19 protein-coding genes are annotated in these 18,474 nt (G+C 62.1%); 13 read left to right on the top strand and 6 right to left on the bottom strand.

Features of this window, described 5'->3' with window-relative positions; genetic code table 11:
- Positions 1-4 precede the first annotated feature (4 nt).
- Positions 5-211 carry a cytochrome-ba3 oxidase subunit gene (locus OB905_07220; GenBank protein ID MCU4925773.1) on the bottom strand — a complete coding sequence of 69 codons (207 nt, stop codon included), beginning with the start codon at positions 209-211 and terminating at the stop codon, positions 5-7.
- 100 nt (positions 212-311) lie between these two features.
- Between OB905_07220 and OB905_07215 the strand changes: the two genes are divergently transcribed.
- The 4 genes from OB905_07215 to OB905_07200 are packed head-to-tail and all read left to right on the top strand — an operon-like array spanning position 312 to position 3,364.
- Complete coding sequence (locus OB905_07215; GenBank protein ID MCU4925772.1) at positions 312-521, top strand: hypothetical protein; 210 nt, start codon at positions 312-314, stop codon at positions 519-521.
- On the top strand, positions 518-1,321 hold the full coding sequence (locus OB905_07210) for a cytochrome C oxidase subunit II (protein ID MCU4925771.1): 804 nt from the start codon (positions 518-520) through the stop codon (positions 1,319-1,321). Before OB905_07215 ends, OB905_07210 begins: the two co-directional genes overlap by 4 nt.
- Positions 1,314-3,125: a b(o/a)3-type cytochrome-c oxidase subunit 1 gene (locus tag OB905_07205; protein MCU4925770.1), complete on the top strand. Its 1,812-nt coding sequence runs from the start codon at positions 1,314-1,316 to the stop codon at positions 3,123-3,125. Before OB905_07210 ends, OB905_07205 begins: the two co-directional genes overlap by 8 nt.
- Entirely contained in the window at positions 3,125-3,364 is a 240-nt protein-coding gene (locus OB905_07200) for a CbaC protein (GenBank protein ID MCU4925769.1), read from the top strand. The genes OB905_07205 and OB905_07200 overlap by 1 nt, the downstream gene beginning before the upstream one ends.
- Positions 3,365-3,441: 77 nt before the next feature.
- On the opposite strand, the gene OB905_07195 is transcribed toward OB905_07200, so the two are convergent.
- Positions 3,442-3,978: a hypothetical protein gene (locus OB905_07195; GenBank protein ID MCU4925768.1), complete on the bottom strand. Its 537-nt coding sequence runs from the start codon at positions 3,976-3,978 to the stop codon at positions 3,442-3,444.
- A 167-nt stretch (positions 3,979-4,145) separates the two neighbouring features.
- On the opposite strand from OB905_07195, the gene OB905_07190 reads away from it, so the two are divergent.
- Together OB905_07190 and OB905_07185 are read left to right on the top strand one after the other, a co-directional pair.
- Entirely contained in the window at positions 4,146-5,390 is a 1,245-nt protein-coding gene (locus OB905_07190; protein MCU4925767.1) for a glycosyltransferase, read from the top strand.
- 130 nt (positions 5,391-5,520) lie between these two features.
- The gene (locus tag OB905_07185) at positions 5,521-6,423 is read left to right on the top strand and encodes a universal stress protein (protein ID MCU4925766.1); all 903 of its coding nucleotides are present in this window, start codon (positions 5,521-5,523) and stop codon (positions 6,421-6,423) included.
- Between the two features lie 57 nt (positions 6,424-6,480).
- Here OB905_07185 and OB905_07180 read toward each other — a convergent pair whose 3' ends face one another.
- Together OB905_07180 and ppsA are read right to left on the bottom strand one after the other, a co-directional pair.
- Positions 6,481-7,455, bottom strand: a complete 975-nt coding sequence (locus tag OB905_07180) for an NDP-sugar synthase (protein ID MCU4925765.1) — start codon at positions 7,453-7,455, stop codon at positions 6,481-6,483.
- A 195-nt stretch (positions 7,456-7,650) separates the two neighbouring features.
- Positions 7,651-9,927 (bottom strand): pyruvate, water dikinase, encoded by a 2,277-nt coding sequence (ppsA, locus tag OB905_07175; protein ID MCU4925764.1) that lies wholly within the window; start codon positions 9,925-9,927, stop codon positions 7,651-7,653.
- A 197-nt stretch (positions 9,928-10,124) separates the two neighbouring features.
- Between ppsA and OB905_07170 the strand changes: the two genes are divergently transcribed.
- Together OB905_07170 and OB905_07165 are read left to right on the top strand one after the other, a co-directional pair.
- The gene (locus OB905_07170) at positions 10,125-10,913 is read left to right on the top strand and encodes a class I fructose-bisphosphate aldolase (GenBank protein ID MCU4925763.1); all 789 of its coding nucleotides are present in this window, start codon (positions 10,125-10,127) and stop codon (positions 10,911-10,913) included.
- 99 nt (positions 10,914-11,012) lie between these two features.
- Entirely contained in the window at positions 11,013-12,425 is a 1,413-nt protein-coding gene (locus tag OB905_07165; protein MCU4925762.1) for an ADP-dependent glucokinase/phosphofructokinase, read from the top strand.
- A gap of 25 nt (positions 12,426-12,450) precedes the next feature.
- Here OB905_07165 and OB905_07160 read toward each other — a convergent pair whose 3' ends face one another.
- Complete coding sequence (locus tag OB905_07160; GenBank protein MCU4925761.1) at positions 12,451-12,894, bottom strand: pyridoxamine 5'-phosphate oxidase family protein; 444 nt, start codon at positions 12,892-12,894, stop codon at positions 12,451-12,453.
- Between the two features lie 272 nt (positions 12,895-13,166).
- Between OB905_07160 and OB905_07155 the strand changes: the two genes are divergently transcribed.
- Positions 13,167-14,045: a universal stress protein gene (locus OB905_07155; protein MCU4925760.1), complete on the top strand. Its 879-nt coding sequence runs from the start codon at positions 13,167-13,169 to the stop codon at positions 14,043-14,045.
- 4 nt (positions 14,046-14,049) lie between these two features.
- Here the strand turns inward: OB905_07155 and OB905_07150 are convergent, their stop codons facing one another.
- Positions 14,050-14,445 (bottom strand): DUF2267 domain-containing protein, encoded by a 396-nt coding sequence (locus OB905_07150; protein MCU4925759.1) that lies wholly within the window; start codon positions 14,443-14,445, stop codon positions 14,050-14,052.
- Positions 14,446-14,709: 264 nt separating this feature from the next.
- Between OB905_07150 and OB905_07145 the strand changes: the two genes are divergently transcribed.
- The 4 genes from OB905_07145 (at position 14,710) to OB905_07130 (ending at position 18,472) form a co-directional block, all read left to right on the top strand.
- Positions 14,710-15,645, top strand: a complete 936-nt coding sequence (locus tag OB905_07145; protein ID MCU4925758.1) for an ABC transporter ATP-binding protein — start codon at positions 14,710-14,712, stop codon at positions 15,643-15,645.
- The gene (locus tag OB905_07140; GenBank protein MCU4925757.1) at positions 15,642-16,424 is read left to right on the top strand and encodes an ABC transporter permease; all 783 of its coding nucleotides are present in this window, start codon (positions 15,642-15,644) and stop codon (positions 16,422-16,424) included. Before OB905_07145 ends, OB905_07140 begins: the two co-directional genes overlap by 4 nt.
- A 99-nt stretch (positions 16,425-16,523) precedes the next feature.
- A complete protein-coding gene (locus OB905_07135; GenBank protein MCU4925756.1) occupies positions 16,524-17,306 on the top strand; it encodes an ABC transporter permease in 783 nt (260 codons plus the stop codon).
- A 191-nt stretch (positions 17,307-17,497) separates the two neighbouring features.
- Entirely contained in the window at positions 17,498-18,472 is a 975-nt protein-coding gene (locus OB905_07130) for a hypothetical protein (protein ID MCU4925755.1), read from the top strand.
- Positions 18,473-18,474 lie beyond the last annotated feature (2 nt).

Raw genomic sequence — 18,474 nt, 5'->3', positions numbered from 1 at the left:
TCCATTACGACGCGTCGTCGGTACCGTGCCCGTGTCCCTCTGTGGCCACCGGCTGGAAGGCGATATAGAGACAGCTGATAATTATCAGCACGTTTAGTCCAGCCACTGCTCCCGCCGACAGGGAACTGCCGACGGCGTACCACGACACCGGTAGCAACGCCAGTAGGCCGACGATAAGCCCGACCCGCGGCGAGAGGTCTTCGAGTGACATGCGGGGTCGTTAGGGAGGACTCATCATAGTCTCCGCTGTTGTTCCCACGAGATGGGATCGTCACGCCCGATTAATGCACCCCCTTTCCTAAGACCGGCATATGAGCCAGGCGACCGGAGAGACGGAGCCGAAAACAGAGACATCGGGTCGAGTGCGCGAGATCGGCCACGACGAATTCGATCCTGTCGGAACGCTAGTATTAATCCTCCTATATTTCCTGATACTGGTGTTCCTGTGGTTTTTCATGTACTTCGTCGAGTTCCTCGGTAACGACCCGACTGTCGTTGGGACGGTGGTGGGGATCGCATGAATATTCACACGTACGAGAAGGCGTGGTTAATCGCGGCGATGGTTCTCATCGTCGCGTTCATCGCGACGATTACCTACGGATCGGTTGCCCTCGGTATCACGATGGTCTCCGATCAGGAAGATACCGTCGAGCCGACCGAGCTCGGTGACGACGAGCGGTTCGGCGACCCGCGAGTTGAACACGTTGGCGACAACGAGTACGAGGTCTACGTCGTCGCTCAGACGTTCAGTTACCTCCCCGATCCCATCGAAGTGCCTGCTGACAGTGACGTCACGTTCTACGTGACATCCCGCGACGTTATTCACAGCTTCAGCCTTGTCGGGACCAACGTCAACACGATGGCGATACCCGGCGAGGTGTCCGTGATGCCTGTCGAGTTCGACGAACCCGGCGAATACGGCGTCGTCTGCAACGAGTACTGCGGTCCCGGGCATCACGACATGGAAGGGATGGTCACCGTCGTCGACGAAGACGAGTTCGATATGACCGAGCTCTCGGTCGACGCGGACAGCGAGGTCGACCTCGGGAACGAGACGACAGTCGAGATCGCCGTCGAGAACCGAATGCTCGACGAACTCGAGACGACCATTGCGTTCGAAATCGGCGACGAAACGATCACGGAAGACGTCACCATCGCCGGTGGCGAAACCTACGAACTGGCGGTTCCGATCGATTCGGCGGAGCTCGGCGAGGGCGACCACGACTGGACCGTCACCGTCGACGACTACGAGGAGAGCGGAACGCTGAGCGTCGTCGATCCCGACGCTGACGCAGAGAACGGAGGTGACGACGATGAGTGAGACACGCAACGCCTACCTCGATCAGTTCCCCGCTGAGGCGAAGCTGGTTCGAGCGGCGTTTTACAGCTCGTTCCTCGCCCTGGCGATCGGTGGACTGCTCGGGCTCGTCCAGACGTTACACCGCACCGACGTCTACCGGTTCATGGACTCGGCGGACTACTACACCGTTCTGACCGCCCACGGTGTGTTCCTGGTGATTACGTTCACTATCTTCTTCCTCGTCGGCATCTTCACGTGGGCGGTGACGACCAGCCTCGACCGTGGCGTCGAGGACATCCGGTTTACCTGGCTGTGGTACGGCCTGATGTCGCTTGGCACCGTCATGGCAGCGCTCCCGATCTTCGCCGGGTTCCTCGATAATCCGCCGGAGCTACTGGGTTCGGAACTGAGCGCGTCGGTTCTGTTTACCTTCTACGCGCCGTTACAGGCCCACCCACTGTTCTATCTCGGCCTCGTGCTGTTCGTCGTTGGGACGTGGCTGGCTGGCGTTGACTGGATCCGGTCGTGGCTGGCCTGGAAAGCAGAGAACCCCGACGAGCGCATCCCACTGCCGACGTTTATGGTGTTGACGACGACGATCATGTGGTACATCGCGACGCTGGGCGTCGCCGTGGCTCTCCTGGTCTTCATCCTGCCGTGGTCGCTCGGCCTGGTCGAGACGATCAATCCGCTGCTGACCAGGACCCTGTTCTGGTTCTTCGGCCACCCGATCGTCTACTTCTGGTTGATGCCAGCGTACATGATGTGGTACATTATGTTGCCGAAGATCTCCGGCGGGAAGCTGTTTAGCGACCCGCTTGCCCGCGTCGTCTTCGTCCTCTTCTTGCTCCTCTCGGTGCCGACCGGGATCCACCACCAGTATCTCGATCCCGGCATCTCAGAAGGGTTCAAATTCATCGCGATGACAAATACGATGTTCCTGTTACTTCCGAGCTTGCTGACGGCGTTTACCGTCGTCGCAAGTATGGAACACGGCGCCCGCCAGCGCGGCGGGACGGGCTACGTCGGCTGGCTGAAGGCGCTGCCCTGGCGAGACCCCGTCTTCGCCGGGATGGCCCTGGCCGGCCTGATGTTCGCCGCCGCCGGTTTCTCCGGCATGATCAACGCCGGGATGAACATCAACTACCTCGTTCACAACACGTTCTGGGTCGTGGGTCACTTCCACCTCACTGTCGGGACCGGTGTTGCGCTGACGTTTATGGCCGTCACCTACTGGTTCCTCCCGCAGCTGACTGGACGGGCGCTGTGGAGCCGGTCGGTCGGCCTCGTTCAGGTCGTGCTCTGGTTCGTCGGAATGACGTTCATGTCCAACGCGATGCACCGCGGCGGACTGCTCGGCATCCCACGTCGTACCGCCGAACCGCAGTACGAAGGCTTCGAGTTCGAGGCTGCAGTCGGGAGCGTCGGCGAACTCGATCTCCAGGTCGCACTCGGTGGGACGCTGTTGTTCCTCTCGCTCGTGTTGTTCTTCGCGAACGTGGTCGGAACGGCGCTCAACGGTCGGAGCGATTCGATCCCTGACAACGGCTACGCAGACACACTCTCTGGCCCTGAGGACGCCCCGGTCGTACTCGACAACCTCAAGCTGTGGACGGGAATCGCGATCGTTCTCGTCATCTTCGCGTACACGTTCCCGCTGCTGAGCATCATCGAGCGCGGCGGCCTGTTCGGTACCGACGTGATCGAACTGCCGGTACACATCCATTCCGCTGAGGACGCCATGTTCCTGCTCGATGCCGTCGTCACGACGGTTGTGACGCCAGCGGTCGACACCACCCTCTCACTAGCCGGGGTGACCTCGTAGTGCGCATCTCGAAGGGTGCGCTGCTGGTCGCACTCGCCCTGTCGACACCGTTCATCGTCGAACTCCGCGTCGTGTTCGGCTGGTTCGGTATCGAGATCAGCGCGATTCAGATGGTCGCTATCGGTGCCCTCGTCTTCGCCGTGATCCTCGTCTGGGCGTTTTTGCCGGGAAACGGAAACGGCAACGGCGGATCGGGCCCAGACCCGTCCATTGAGGGCGGTGGATCGTCGAACAACTGACCGAGACTGCCTTTTTTACCGCCTCTTCGATCTGACCAACAGGATGGGGCTGACTGCTCAGTCGAGGCAATCCCGAACTACCGAGTCGGCGCCCCCTCGGCGCCGTCGGTGTGCTCGTCTCGACCGTCGATCGCGGCCGCCGTCTGTGCCTGAGACTCGTCGTAGCTGGCTCCTAGCGCGATGAGGACGCCGACGATGGCGGTCACGAGTGCGATCGCCCCGATTGCGACGACGCCGAGCTGGAAGATTGCACCCGAGAGCACCTGCGCGGACGTCAACAGTGCCACCGTCGTCACGGCAGCTACGAGAGCGAGAAATCTTCCGAACCGTCCGGTGTCGAATCCCTCCTCGGGCGCTTCTTCGGGGCGGAACAGTTCGTTCACCACACCCGTGTACCCGTCGTCGCCAACTGCGTTCCCCAGCGAGTGGATCGTGTGTGCAATCCACAGTCCGGCGGTGAAGTTGAGCAGGGCGACGAACGAGACCACACCCACCTGGCCGCCAACGAACAGGCCGACGAGCACCGCATTGACGAATGCGAGCACCATGATCCCGTGGATGGTTAGTGAGCGGTTTCCGAACTCCTCGAGCAGCCCGATGTGTGCGAGTCGCATAGGACTACAATTGGTACCGATGGGCATGGCTCTGCTCCCTACCTGGATAGGATATCCGCTGCCGTCTGCAGCACTGTCGTGTCCACGGCGTCTCGTTCTCCACTCGCAATCGCCCGCACCCCCTCCCCACAACTGATACCCCTACTCGTTGTACGGCTGCCAGGCCGATGCACGCACCATCACTTCCGAACAAATCGATCGACGCATACATGCACGTGATTGGTCAGCAGCGCCTCGAACGGCTTCGGTCACTCGCCGATACGCTGGCCGAGTGGCGGATTCTTCACATCAATTCGACTGCGACCGGTGGCGGGGTCGCTGAACTGCTCCGATCGATCATCCCGGTCTGTAACGCGCTTGGCATCGATACCGACTGGCTCGTGATGGACGCAGACGACGAGTTTTTCGAAGTCACGAAGGCGATGCACAATGCGTTACAAGGGAGCGGACCGCCGCTGACCGAGGCGATGAAAGCGACCTATCGGGCCGTCAACGAGGAAAACGCCCGCGAACTCGAGGACCAGTACGATCTCGTCGTCATCCACGATCCACAGCCGTTGGGGATGCTCGATCATCTCGAAGAGGCCATGCCAACCGTGCCGATCGTCTGGCGCTGTCACATCGACCTCACCGATCCGACCCCCGAGTACCTCGCCTTCATCTCCGCGTATACGAAGCGCGTCGATCACGCAATCTTCAGCCGGTCCAGCTATATCGGCGACACCGCGGTTCCGGACACGAGCATCATCTACCCGTCGATCGATCCAGTTACGGAGAAGAACCGGTCGCTCGACGAGAACACGGTCGCAACCGAGCGCGACCGGCTGGATCCACTCTCGTTCGAGGACCCGCTCGTCACACAGATCTCCCGATTCGACCCGTGGAAGGATCAGTTCGGGACGCTGGCAGCGTACCGTCGTGCCTGCGAGACCGTCCCGGATCTCCAGCTCGCGCTGGTCGGTGGGATGGCTGGCGACGACCCGGAGGGGCTGGAGCTGTACGAACAGGTCGCCGAAGAGGCAGCGACAGATCCGAATGTTCACGTGCTGACCGATCTGCCGGATATCGGCGTGAACGTCTTGCAGCGCGAGTCGGACGTCGTCGTTCAGAAGTCGCTGCGCGAGGGGTTCGGACTCGTCGTTTCGGAGGCACTCTGGAAGCGGACGCCGGTTGTGGGATCGAACGTTGGTGGCATCCCGCTGCAGGTCGTGGACGGAGAAACCGGGTATCTCGTCGACCCGGAGGATGCGGAGGGAGCCGGCGATCGCATCGCCGACCTACTCGAGGACGACGCTCGTCGGACGAGGTTTGGAGCGAACGCACGTGAGCACGTTCGGGATCAGTTCCTCTTGCCCCGGCAACTCGTGGAGTTACTCGACGTAATCGCCCGCGAACTAACCCGCGACCACTGACGGGTCGATCGCGCCTGTCTGCAGGGCGAGTCTGTCACGTCTGTCTTCGGTACCGAGCCGATTTCTCTCTGTCTGCGGGTGGGGTACCCCCACACAATTATGCGTCGTGGCGGTGAAGCGATGTGGAGCTATGAGCCGGTTCATCGACTCGATACTGATTCCGACGGACAATAGCGAGGGCGCCCTCGCCGGAGCGAAACGCGCAATTGCGCTGGCGTCGCGAACTGGCGCGGACGTACACGTCCTCTCGGTCGTTGCCGTTCGCAGTGATGTAGAGGGGATCACCGACGCAGCGGAGTCGATGTACGCGTCGCTCGAGGACGAAGCAGAAGATGCAGTCGAGACCATCGCGGAGATGGTACGATCCCACGATACGGATCTCGAGGTGACGACTAGCGTCACGCGCGGAACGCCGTTTCAGTCGATCAGAGAGTACGCCACCCGACGCGAGATCGACCTCATCGCTATGGGGACGAAAGGTCGGGACGGATTGGACAGAGTGCTTCTCGGTAGCGTGACGGAGAACGTCCTCCGAACGGCGCGCACGCCCGTTCTCGCCGTCCCGCCGAACGCCGGTGCAGGCGAAATCGACGAGATCACCTTCGACGACCTTCTCCTGCCGACGGACGGGAGCGACGGCGCCGCCATCGCGACCGAGTGGGGCATCGCGCTGGCGAGCCGACTGGAGTCGATGATCCACGCGGTGTACTCCGTCGATACGAGCCGTGCCCTCACCGCGAACGCGCCGGACGAACTTCTCGGCGCGCTCGAGCAACAGGGCGAGGACGCGATGGCGACTGTCCGAGAGCAGGCAATCGACGCCGGTGTCAGCGTTTCCGGGGCGATAACGTCCGGATCGCCGGCGGACATCATTCTCACGTCCGCGACCGAACGCGATGTCGACCTGATCGTTATGGGGACCCACGGCCGGACCGGAATTGGACAGTGGTTCCTCGGGAGCGTCACGGAGAACGTCGTTCGCGAGGCCGATACGCCAGTGTTTTGCGTTCCAGTCAGCGCCGACTCACCGTGACGACGGCTGCAACCGTCCTGAGCAGCAATGGCTCGCGTCCGCGCCAGAGAGGCGGTCTTAGGCCTGTGGCCCACCCGGCAGCTGTGTGTATGCGCCGATCATCGCGTCGTGGAGGTCGGTGCCCTCGAGACTCACGCTCTCGTCGACGATCGACCGAGAGACGGTCGTCGACTCCAGCGTCACGTTCGGGAAGACGACCGACCGTTCGACGTCGGTATTGACGAGCGTCGCGTTCGCCATGACGTGGGCGTTCGACCCGACTGTCGCGTTCTCGAGGGTCGCCGAATCGGCGACGTACGAGTCTCCATCGAGTTTCCAGGCGACGGCGTCGAGATAACTCTCTCGTGTCCCGATGTCGAACCAGCTCCCACCGAACGTATACGCGTACGTCGGCTCTCTCGCCTGGAGCCACTGGACGAACCAGCCCGGCTCGTCGGGATCGTTGTCCTCCTCGAGATACGTCGGTAGTAACTCGATCGAATCTCGCGGAAACGCGTAACAGCCGATCGAGACGCGCGTCCCTGGGGGGTCGTCGGGTTTCTCTTCGAACCCGACGACGCGGTCGTCTTCGAGATCGACGACGCCGTACTCGGTCGCCTGCTCGGGCGAGCCGACGTCGTAGGCGGCTATCGTCGGCGCGCCCTTCCGATCGTAGTACTCGAGGAAGTCCTCGACCGCGAAATCGAAGATATTGTCGCCGGCGATCACCAGCAGGTCGTCGTCGATTTCTTCGCGGTCGACCAGCTGGGCGAGCGCGCCGACGACGCCGAGTTTCTCGTCCTCGGCGCGGGTTTGTTCGATCGAGAGTCGCGGTTTTTCGTAGTCGCTGTCGGCCAGTTGTGCCTCGAACGCCGGAGCGAACCGCTCGTTCGTGCTCACGTACACCTCCTCGATGCGATCTGCCGACTCGAGCTCGGCGTAGATGCGCTCGATAACAGTCGCCTCTCCGAGCGGGAGGAACATCTTCGGCCGGTGTCTCGTAATCGGCCACAGCCGCGTGGCGTAGCCACCGGCGAGGACGACGGCTTTCATCGATCTTCCTCCTCTGACGGACACCGTTGGGCGCTGCTCTCGTGGGACGCGTGAGTCGGTGCTCGAGTCGTACTCATACGAGCCATCGGTGCGACTACCCACGACACGGGTGGTAAACCTTTCACCGAGCTGTGATCACGGCTCCCGGATCATGGATGGATTCCGGACCGTGAGTCACGAGCTGCGAGCCACGAGTTACGCGTCCTCGAGGTCGGCTACAGAAAGCAGCGTCTCGATAGCGACATCCGGCGACACCGAAATCGAATCGATATCTTCCTGGAGCAGGAACTCGACGTACTCCGGGATCGTCGACGGTGCGTCGCCGCAGATGCCGACCGGTCGGTCGTGACGGTGTGCCGTCTCGATCAACGACGCGATCGATCGCGTGACCGATTCGTCTGCCTCGTCGAACAGCGGCGCGAGCTGCTCCGAATTCCGGTCGACACCCAGCGTCAACTGCGTGAGGTCGTTCGACCCGATCGAAAAGCCGTCGAACAGCTCGGCAAACCGATCTGCGAGGACGATGTTCGAGGGCAGCTCCGCCATCACGTAGACGTCCATCTCCTCCGGCGGCAGGCCGTACTCGGTCATCAACTCGAGGACGCGCTCGCCCTCCTCGGGTGTGCGACAGAACGGGACCATCACGGTGACGTTGTCCAGTCCGACGTCCTCACGGACGCGCCGCAGCGCCTCACACTCGAGTCGGAACGCGTCGCGGAACTCCTCGTCGTAGTAGCGTGAGGCCCCCCGCCAGCCGATCATCGGATTGTCTTCGTCCGGCTCGTACTTCCAGCCTCCCTCCAGGTTACGGTACTCGTCGGTCTTGAAGTCGCTGAGCCGAAAGAGGACGTCGTTCGGATAGAAAGCGGCGCCGATCTTCGCGATGCCGGTTCTCAACGCATCGACAAATCGCTCTTCCTCCCCGCGGTCGAGTAGTTCCAGGGGGTGATAGCCGACGTGGGAGGTTACGATGAACTCCTCGCGCGCCAGCCCGACCCCATCGACCGGGAGATTCGCGAGCGCAAACGCCCGTGCGGGATCGCCGAGGATCAACTTGACCTCGGTGTCGGTTTCGGGGAGGTCGTCCACCACCTCCTCACGGACCTCGTAGTCGAGTTCGCCCTCGTAGACTCGGCCAACGTCGGTCGAACAGTCGACCGTTACGGGGTCGCCGTTCGACAGCGTCCCGGTCGCGTTACCGGTTCGAACGATCGCGGGGACGCCGAGCTCTCGGGAGACGATCGCCGCGTGTGACGTTTTGCCGCCCCGATCGGTTACGATCGCGCTCGCCTTCTTCATCACGGGAACCCAGTCCGGGTCGGTCATCTCTGTGACGAGAACGTCGCCGTCCTCGACGCGGTGCATTTCGCGGTGGTCCTCGAGGACGCAGACGGAGCCGCTCGCGACGGCGTTTCCGATCGCGATCCCATCTAACACTTCGTCGGCGCTCTCCGTCAGATCGTACGTTCGGATGACGTTTCCTTCGGATGCACCGTGGACCGTCTCGGGCCGGGCCTGAACGATGAACAGTTCGTCGAGGTCGCCGTCGACGAGCCACTCGATGTCCTGGGGGGTGTCGAAGTGGTTCTCGATACGAGCCGCGTACGTCGCGAGCTCCCGGATTCGATCGTCCGAGAGCGCGAACTCGTCTTGATCCGCATCGGAAACCGGTTCCAGCTTGGTGCCGCCGTTGCGCCGTACCATGCGCTGGGTCTTTCCACCCAGTTGCTTCTCGATGATGCCATTCGTCGGTTTGAACACGACGTACCTGTCGGGATCGACGACCCCCTGAACGACGGGCTCGCCGAAGCCGTAGGCCGCCTCGATCACGACGACGTTCTCGAATCCGGTGTCGGGATCGAGGGTGAACAACACTCCCGAGGACGCCAGATCTGCTCGTCCCATCTTCTGGACGGTACAGGCGAGTTTGACGTCGAGGTGATCGAAGTCGTTGGTCTCGCGGTAGACGATCGCCCGATCGGTAAACAGCGAGGCGAAACAGTGTTTGATCGACTCGAGCAGCTCCGTCGTCCCGGCGACGTTCAGGAACGTCTCCTGCTGGCCCGCAAACGACGCCGTCGGGAGGTCCTCGGCGGTCGCAGAACTCCTGACAGCTACCTCGGGATCCGCAATCTCCAGTCGCTGTGCAAGCGTCTCGTACCGATCGACGATGGCAGATTCTAGCTCCGCTGGCATCTGCGCGTCCGAAATCAGGCTTCGAATTCGTTCTCCACCCTGCTGTAGGTCCGAGACGTCTTCGACGTCCAGGCCGGCGAGTTCCGATTCGATGGCCTCGTAGATGCCTGTCTGCTCGATGTAGTACTCGTACGCATTAGCCGTCGTGGTAAATCCCGGTAATACCGGAACGTCGAGGTCGGCGAGTTCGCCGAGATTCGCACTCTTCCCACCGACGGCTCCCGAATCCTTGCTACTGACGTCTTCTAACCAGCGGATATCGGTGTTTACACTCATCGATCTGCCGTGTTGACCACTCGCGAGATAATAAGTCGAGGGGGACCAGAATCGCCGTCCCCGTCTCGAGGGGGGAGTTCCCCGGTGACACCGACGAGTCCTACCTCTATCGGGGAACGCTCTCGAACTCCAACCGACGCAACTCTCCCTGCCGACCCCACAAACGGTTTATCGCTCCTCGGTGGAGAACTCGGCGAATGATACCGATCGACGACACCCCTCTCGTCCGTGACGGACGGATACTGATCCTCGCGATGGACCACGGCCTCGAGCACGGCCCAGCCGATTTCGAGGCGGTGCCGTCGAAGCTGGATCCGGCGACCGTGTTCGACGTTGCCACTCACGATGCCGTTACCGCGATAGCCGTCCAGAAGGGCGTTGCCGAGGGATACTATCCGAGCTACGAGGACGATGTGACCCTCCTGGCGAAGGTCAATGGAACGTCGGATCTGTGGTCGGGCGAACCCGACTCGGCGGTCACCTGGTCGGTCGACCGTGCCGTCGACCTTGGAGCAGATGCTGTCGGATTTACCGTCTACGGCGGCTCAAACCACGAGGTTGAGCTGTTCGAGGAGTTTCGGGACGTACAGGAGGCCGCTCGCGAACACGACGTCCCAGTTGTCATGTGGTCGTATCCACGTGGACAGGGCGTCACAAACGAGACGAACCCACGGACCATCTCGTACGCCACCCGGATCGCCCTCGAGTTGGGGGCCGACGTCGCGAAGGTAAAGTATCCCGGAAGCACGGACGCGATGGCTCACGCCGTCCGGTGTGGTGCAGCGATGAAGGTCGTCCTGAGCGGCGGCCCGAAGACCACCGACCGGGAGTTCCTCTCGACCGTCGAAGCCGCGATCGACGCCGGTGTGGCGGGGCTGGCGGTCGGACGAAACGTTTGGCAACGAGAGGATCCGATGCAACTGCTCGATGCCCTCGAGAAGATCGTCTACGACGGGATCTCGGCTGACGATGCACTTGATACGTGACACCGCGACCGACACCGGGTGAGCGCCGGCTCTGTCGCCTTTTTTGTCGAACCCTGCACGCATAGCATTAACTCACTGGGGCTGGGAGCACTCCGTGTCATGGGAGACGAATACGCCCAGCTAGAGTCCGATATTCGAGCACTGGACGGGCTACCGGTGTTCGTCGCGTACAACGCGAACGTCGACGCCATCGTCCGCGTCGACGAGGACGTCGAGTCGTTCCTCGAACGACCGCCAGAGCCCGGCGAGACCCATCCCCCGAGCCCGCTGGCGTCGAAACGGGACCTCGCAACGGCGATCACGCACACGATGGCGGCCGGGCGAGGAGACGAAGTCGCAATGACAGACGCGTTCGCGGCCACCCTCGAGACGGAGCTAGAGCCCGACAGTCAGCAGATGGGAGGGCAGACGGGGATCATGACCAATCTCGTCTCGTCGCTGGGTGCGTCCCCGATCACGTACACATATCTCATCTCGGAGCGGCAGCTCTCGATGTTCGATCGCCCCGATGCAGTGTCGTATCCGATGGTCGAAGATCGCGAGGTCGCCCTCATCCCGCTACACGAGGCCATCAACACGGATCGAACGAAGATCAACTGGGTGTTCGAGTTCAGAGTCGGCGACGAACTCTTCGGCGTCCAGGCGACCGAAGACACCCGGTTCATCGCGGCCTCGCGGCCCCCGGAGTTCGACCTCGTTGCCGGTGATCTCGACGCGCACGTCGACCAGGTCGGCGACGTCGTCGACGGGGCGTTGTTGGCCGGCTATCACAACCTCACACCCGAACACGTCGAGGAAGACTACGAGCAAGCACACCGGCACGCCCGCGACGTGATTCGGCGACTCAAATCCGGCAGCGACGGTGAGTTGCCGGTCCACATCGAGTACGCCGTGACCCACGATACGGATCTCCGAGAGAGTATGTACGAGTGGATTCTTCCCGAGGCGGACGTCGTCGGCGCGGACACGCACGAACTTACTCTCCTCCACGACGACGCCGGCCACGAGGTCGCCGAGGCGACGCCGACCGAGGAGACGCCGTTCGAACCCGACGAAATCCTCACCCACTACCGCATGCTCGATGCGATCCAGGACGATCTGGGCGTCGGCTGCGTCCAGCTTCACGCGATGGAGTATCACCTCGCCGTGATGGACTCGTATCCACGCCCGAACGCAGTCACGCGGGGGCTCGAGTTTTCGGCCATCAACGCGGCGACGAAGGCCGCACTGGGTGAGATCACGTCTCCCGAGGATCTCGAGACGGGACTGGCCCACGCACCCTCACCGAAGGGGCAACAAGCAATCGAACTCCTCGCCGACCACCTCGACGAGACGGCCGAAGATGGCGTTCTCTCGACGCCGACGGTCGCTGCGTGCCCCAACCGCGTCGTCGACGATCCGGTGGGGACGGTCGGTATCGGCGACATCGTTTCGTCTTCCAGCTTCGTCCTCGAACTCGCCGTCGCAACCGATGGTGAGCTGAGCAGAGATCGCGCTCCGGACCGAGGCTAATCCCTCGACGTGTCGTCGCTTTCGTTCACTCGGGGACGCTTTTCCGGCCCGTCAGCGTCTCCGGATCCAGCCGGAAGTCCCGAAATTCGATCTCTTCGCGCGGCCGGTCGAATATGTCGATCGTTGGAATGCTGATCGCCCACATCGCCTGTACGGCGACCGAGTCGTACGGCATGTCAGCCAGTTCCTCGAGCGTCCCGGTCGCGACGACGCTGCGCCAGCCGTCGTCCGTCTGGCCGAACGTGACGAACGACACCGGGCTGTCGATGGCATCGCTCTTGGACGATCCGGGAGGAAACGAGAGACGAAAGTAGAACGTCTCGTCGTCGGCGAAGTAGCCGTAGGAGACGGGAAGTGACGCCGGTGGCTCGTCTCGGTCGGTCGTGAACGTGAGAACGCCGGTCCCGCCATTGCTCAAGAAGTCGTTTCGCTCGTCTTCGGTCAGGTTTGTCCAGCGAAGCCCCTGCATCCCCATTGGCTACGGTGTCAACGAGGAAAAATCACGAGGGGTGGCTGCGATTCGCTGACCAGTCGGCGACGCGGTTCGAAGATGCACTCACGGCGAACGAGGGCGAGGTGTGCGCTGTCACTGTCTGCAAAAGCCAGGTGCCCCCGCTGTACCGAAGACTCGGACTATCTCTGCAACTGACGATCCGATGGCGCTGCCCGGCCGGAGTGCCTTTATTTTCGCCGACGTGGTAGCTCCCGGAGTAACCCGCTTTGGGGTGTGTACGAACCACTATGTCACGACACGTCCTCGTTCCGATCGACGGATCGGATCACGCCTTCGCCGGACTGGAGTATTGCCTCGCGTCCTTTCCCGACTCGTCGCTGACTGTGGTGCACGTCGTCGATCCCGCACACGATCACGAGGCGGTCGTCGGATCACAGCAGCCCTCGGTAGAACGCGCCAAACAACGCGGCGAGCAGATCCTCGAGCGTGCGGCAACGCGGGCTGACGATCGCGGTCGCAAAATAGAGACGGTCCTCAAAACTGGAACGCCACACACGGAGATTCTCTCCCTCGCGAGCGACGACGTCGACCACGTCGTCCTGGGAAGTCACGGCGAATCACCGATCACGAGCCCGTTTCTCGGTCGTGTGAGCGAGGCCGTCGTTCGGCGAGCCCCAGTGTCGACCACGATCGTACCCGAGCCGACGACGACCGTTCGAGACCGCGATTTACCCGGTGACGTACTGATTCCGATCGACGGCTCAGAACAGGCCGATGCTGCCCTCGCGTACGCACTCGAGCTGTTTCCGGACGGTTCTCACACCGTCTTCAACGCGCTGTCGCTCCCGTTCGACCGCCCCCGATCGGCGGTCGACGGAACGTACCTCGAAGCGGTCGTTGCCGACCGCGAAGAGGGAGCCGAGGAGCTGTTCGAATCGGCAACAGCGGCGGCAGACGAACGGGGTCTGTCGATAGAGACGGACACCGCAGACGAGACGCCAGCGCAGTCGATCGTCGAGTACGCCGAGGCGAACGACTGCGACCAGATCGTCATGGGCAGTCACGGCCGCTCTCTGAAAGCGCGGCTTCTGGGGTCGGTTGCCGAGCGTGTTGCTCGCCGTTCTTCCCGTACGGTGACTCTAGTTCGGGGTGATCCGACGACGTAATCACTCACTGATCTGTCGTCTGTTCGTCGATCAGTCCGAACAGTGGATCGAAGTCCTCGGGAAGTTGGTTATCTGCCTTTTCGATATTCCCAGGTGGAACGACGTCGGCGACGATAGCGACGATCTGCTGGGCGTGGTAGTTGGCGTCGGGACGATCGACGTTCGCACGGTCTGCGACGCGATCAAGAAACTCCTGGTAGTCGAACCGCTGTCCGTGTTCGGCTTCGATCAGGTACCGATCTATTTCCATCGGAAGCGGACTCGCAAGGTCCGTTGCTTCGCCCTCCTGTAGCCGCTCTCCGAGTGTCGTCAACACCGCTCGAGTCGCGCGAACGGCTTGTCCGAACTGTGCGAATTCGAGTCTGTGCTGAACCTGGCCGATGAACTCCTTGTAATTCATAGTCTGTGGTATTTTCTCTTCGTCGACGCGACGCTGTGGTATCGCTACATTCAGGCTACTCTATGCTCCCGTGTGGGACGCTGTCGTCTCCACGACGCAGCTAAATAAACCTGGGTGTGGGTTCAAACGAGCAACCGAGCGAATTGCCCTCGATAGTCACACATTCCCGACCGTTCAGGTGATCTACTCCGAATACTTTTGTGCGAATCTGTAGTATCTCGACGAGAGATTCCCGACCTGTGCCCCTCAAACAAGTGATGAACGATGTGTGCGCAACTCGAAGACGCCGAGGCGGCAGCGGATCTTCAGACCGTAACGATCAGTCTGAACGACCTCACCAAACGATACGGAGAGGTCACCGCTAACGACGGAGTGACGTTCGACGTTCGATCCGGCGAGATATTCGGCTATCTGGGTCCGAACGGGGCCGGAAAGACGACGACGATCCGCGTACTGCTCGGCCTCATCACGCCGACGTCGGGAACTGCGCAAGTGCTTGGTGCGGACGTCCGCGACAGACGAGCGCTGACCGAAGCGAAGACGAACGTCGGCTACCTTCCGGACACACTCGGGTTCGAAGAGCGCCTGACCGGCCGGGAGGTCCTCGACCACTTTGCACGGATGCGCGGAGACGAACGGCGCGAGGAACTGCTCGAACTGTTTCGACCGCCGCTCGATCGACCGGTCGAGAACTATTCCGCCGGGAACCGGCGGATGCTCGGGATCGTCCAGGCGTTCATGCACGATCCGAAACTGATCATCATGGACGAGCCGACCGCGGGGCTCGACCCGCTCAAGCAAGACCGAATGCACGCCTTTCTCGAGGCAGAGCGCGACGCCGGCAAGACGATCTTCTTCTCGTCGCACGTCCTGAGTGAAGTCCAGCGCATCTGCGATCGAGTCGGCATCATCCGGGACGGGGCACTGGTCGCCCTCGAAGACGTCAAGACCTTGCTCAGCCAGAGCGGGAAGGACGTTCGGGTCCGCCTAGGCGAACCAGTCCCCAAAGACCGGTTCGTGACGGACGAGATGATCGACGTCGAGGTCGTCGACCGCGCGGTCCAGTTCACGTACACCGGCGATTACAACGCGCTTCTCGACCATCTCGGTCGGTTCGAGATCGTCGATATCGACATCGGCGATCCGCAACTCGAGGACATCTTCAAACACTATTACGGGGACACAGCGGGGGCGAAATGACGGCCGTTCTGCGCCTCGAGTCTCGCAAACTCGTCCAGAGCGCTCTCGGGCTGACTGGCCTCTTCGTCTTGACCGGTGGCTTTCTGTTCGCTGCCTTTCCCGGATTCGCAGAGCAGGCGGAGGTCGTCGAGGAGGCGTTCCCGCCGGCTCTCATCGGGTTGCTAGGAATCGAAGAGATCCACACGATCGAAGGGTTCACCGGGGGCTACGTCTACACCCTCCTCTGGATCGTTTTTGGCGGCATCTACTTTGCGTACGTTAGCGCCGGGATGATCGTCACTGACATCGAGGAGCGGCGGATGGATCTCACTCTTTCTACCCCCGTCTCTCGCGAGTCCGTCGTCCTCCAGAAGGTCGGGGCTCTCTGGCTCCCACTTGTCGTGTTGAACGTCGGTCTGGGAGCCATCGTCTCCGTCAGCGCGATCGTCCTTTCCGAACCGATCGACCCCGTTTCGCTCGCGATGGTCCACCTGCTCAGTATCCCGTACCTGCTGGTCTGTGCGGGCATGGGGCTCGTGCTGTCTGTCGTCTTCCACCGCGCCGAAACCGCCCAGGTCACCGCGTTGGGTCTGGTATTCGTCCTCTGGTTGGTCGAGGGCCTCTCTCATATGGATCCCGACTACGAGCGGGTCGGCGATCTCACGCCGAGTCGGTACATCGATCCGGCGGCGATTCTCGTCCACGAGGAGTACGCGTTCGGCGATGCCGGCATCCTTCTCGCCACGTTTCTCGTTCTGCTGGGCGTCGCCACTCTCGTCTTCGTCCGGAGGGATATCTAAGATGAACGGATGCGATTCGCTCTCCGAACACGCTGGTCGACTCGACGACGTCGTTAGCGCGGGCCGGCGGTGCGTCCGCAGTCCGAAGGGGGTGGGTCGATGACGGCGATCCTCCGACTCGAGTCCAGAAAGCGGGTTCGGGGCTCGGTTGCCTTGCTCGTGGTGTTCGCCTTGCTGTCAGCGCTGTACTTCTCGATGTTTCCGGGAATCGAAGCCGAGATCGACGACCTGATGGACGCGTTTCCGGAGTTCTTCTTCGATCTGTTCGGGATCGAGGCCCTCCACACGATCGAGGGCTTCATCGCCGCCGAAATCTACTCGTTCTTTTGGGTGCTTCTCGTCGGCATCTACTTCGCGTACGTCGCGGCTGGCCTGATCGCCGGGGACGTCCAGGACCGTCGGATGGATCTCACCCTCTCTAACCCGGTTTCTCGGGAGTCGGTCGTCATCCAGAAGGTCGCCGCTCTGTGGGTCCCTGCCGTCGCGCTGAACGTCGGGGTCGCGAGTATCGTCTACGTCGGCGCGCTCGTCATCGGCGAGTCGTTCAATCCCGTCGCCCTCGCGATGGTCCATCTGCTTAGTATCCCGTACCTGCTGGTCTGTGCGGGGATCGGACTCGTGCTGTCCGTACTCGCCGACCGAGTGAGACGCGCCCGAGCGGGGGCGCTGACGCTGGTGTTCGTCCTCTGGCTGGTCGACGGCGTCTCCAGACTGGACGACGACTACGAGTGGGTCGGCGCGTTCACGCCGAGTCGGTACTACGAGGAAACCGAGATCCTCGTCCACGAGGAGTACGCGTTCGGCGATGCCGGCCTCCTCCTCGTTGTGTTTCTCGTCTTGCTCGGCGTCGCCATCGTCATCTTCACTCGTCGGGATATCTGATCACGTCGGTCTCACGATGTCGTGGCCCTCACTTTATCGCGCCATCTTGACGACGGTTCCAGTGCGTTCCCGGTGGTTCTAACACGTATCCGATCGTTCCAACGCGCCCATCGATGCTCCCTCGAATAGACCTGTCGACGGCGATGTACGAGGGCCCGGCCTATATCGGCCCGGGCGGTGTGCGTTCAGTGATGAACGCGAACCGACGGGACGTGCTTGGGTTCGCAGGCACGACGGCTGCCATCGCCACTGCGAGCTGGCTTCCGTTCGACGTACAGACGACGAACGACGACGAGCTGCCAGCATACAGTCGGTGGCTCGTTCTCGAAGAGGACGCACTCGAGTTCACGTACGTCGACTGGGCGAGCGTCGGCGACTACGTCGAAGACGAACTCGAGGAAGCTCAACAGGACACCGACGCCGAGCTTCCGGCGGAGTACGAGATGGATCCGATGATCGCGCCTGCGTCAGCGGAGTTGCTCTCGACGTACTTCTTCGTGGGCCTCGACCTCGTCGAGTTCGGGCTCGGCCGACTCCTTGACGAGGAGGCGTTCGACTCGACCGTCGAGGAACTTCTCCGGACCGATCGAACCTTCGTCGCAGCTGGGACGATCGATCCCGACGAGATCGACACTGTGCTGACGGACGAGCCGGCTCTCGACTTCCAGATACAGATGGAGCGGGCCGACGAGATCGGCGGATTCGACGTGTACACGCCGATCGAGGCCGCGGAGTCGGCAATCGCCGTCAGTGACGACGCGATCGTGGTCGTCACGGAGTCGGACGTCGATCCCGAGGTGACACTCGAGACGATCGTCGGCGCCGTCGAAGACGACGTAGAGCGGGCGACGGCTGAATCTGCATCGCTCGAGTGGCTCGTCGAGACTGCCGGTCGCGGTGACGTCACCGTCGGTCAGTACGGCGGCCCCTTCGACGATACGGATCTCGCCCACCCCGCGTTTGAGCCGCTTGCAGATGCTGAGGGGTTCGTTTCCTCACTCACTATCGAAGACGAGCAGACGGTCTCCGGGATCTTCGCGTCGATCCTCGACGAGCCAGACGAGGACGCGATCGAAGCGTTCCTCGGCGCTTCTGCAGACGACCGAGACATCGAGGTGGACGAGGATCGCGTCACGGCGGCCGGGACGTGGCTCGAGGTCGACTGACG

The sequence above is a fragment of the Halobacteria archaeon AArc-dxtr1 genome (assembly GCA_025517425.1).
In the GTDB taxonomy this organism is placed as follows: domain Archaea; phylum Halobacteriota; class Halobacteria; order Halobacteriales; family Natrialbaceae; genus Halostagnicola.
This window is presented reverse-complemented; position numbering and strand designations above follow the sequence as displayed.

Bases quoted from the DNA above. Each gene is read 5' to 3' on its own strand.
- OB905_07215 (MCU4925772.1), top strand. From the start codon at position 312: ATGAGCCAGGCGACCGGAGAGACGGAGCCGAAAACAGAGACATCGGGT.
- OB905_07135 (MCU4925756.1), top strand. From the start codon at position 16,524: ATGACGGCGATCCTCCGACTCGAGTCCAGAAAGCGGGTTCGGGGCTCG.
- OB905_07210 (MCU4925771.1), top strand. From the start codon at position 518: ATGAATATTCACACGTACGAGAAGGCGTGGTTAATCGCGGCGATGGTT.
- OB905_07195 (MCU4925768.1), bottom strand. From the start codon at position 3,978: ATGCGACTCGCACACATCGGGCTGCTCGAGGAGTTCGGAAACCGCTCA.
- OB905_07220 (MCU4925773.1), bottom strand. From the start codon at position 211: ATGTCACTCGAAGACCTCTCGCCGCGGGTCGGGCTTATCGTCGGCCTA.
- OB905_07190 (MCU4925767.1), top strand. From the start codon at position 4,146: ATGCACGCACCATCACTTCCGAACAAATCGATCGACGCATACATGCAC.
- OB905_07165 (MCU4925762.1), top strand. From the start codon at position 11,013: ATGGGAGACGAATACGCCCAGCTAGAGTCCGATATTCGAGCACTGGAC.
- OB905_07170 (MCU4925763.1), top strand. From the start codon at position 10,125: ATGATACCGATCGACGACACCCCTCTCGTCCGTGACGGACGGATACTG.
- OB905_07150 (MCU4925759.1), bottom strand. From the start codon at position 14,445: ATGAATTACAAGGAGTTCATCGGCCAGGTTCAGCACAGACTCGAATTC.
- OB905_07180 (MCU4925765.1), bottom strand. From the start codon at position 7,455: ATGAAAGCCGTCGTCCTCGCCGGTGGCTACGCCACGCGGCTGTGGCCG.
- ppsA (MCU4925764.1), bottom strand. From the start codon at position 9,927: ATGAGTGTAAACACCGATATCCGCTGGTTAGAAGACGTCAGTAGCAAG.
- OB905_07185 (MCU4925766.1), top strand. From the start codon at position 5,521: ATGAGCCGGTTCATCGACTCGATACTGATTCCGACGGACAATAGCGAG.
- OB905_07130 (MCU4925755.1), top strand. From the start codon at position 17,498: ATGAACGCGAACCGACGGGACGTGCTTGGGTTCGCAGGCACGACGGCT.
- OB905_07205 (MCU4925770.1), top strand. From the start codon at position 1,314: ATGAGTGAGACACGCAACGCCTACCTCGATCAGTTCCCCGCTGAGGCG.
- OB905_07155 (MCU4925760.1), top strand. From the start codon at position 13,167: ATGTCACGACACGTCCTCGTTCCGATCGACGGATCGGATCACGCCTTC.
- OB905_07145 (MCU4925758.1), top strand. From the start codon at position 14,710: ATGTGTGCGCAACTCGAAGACGCCGAGGCGGCAGCGGATCTTCAGACC.
- OB905_07160 (MCU4925761.1), bottom strand. From the start codon at position 12,894: ATGCAGGGGCTTCGCTGGACAAACCTGACCGAAGACGAGCGAAACGAC.
- OB905_07140 (MCU4925757.1), top strand. From the start codon at position 15,642: ATGACGGCCGTTCTGCGCCTCGAGTCTCGCAAACTCGTCCAGAGCGCT.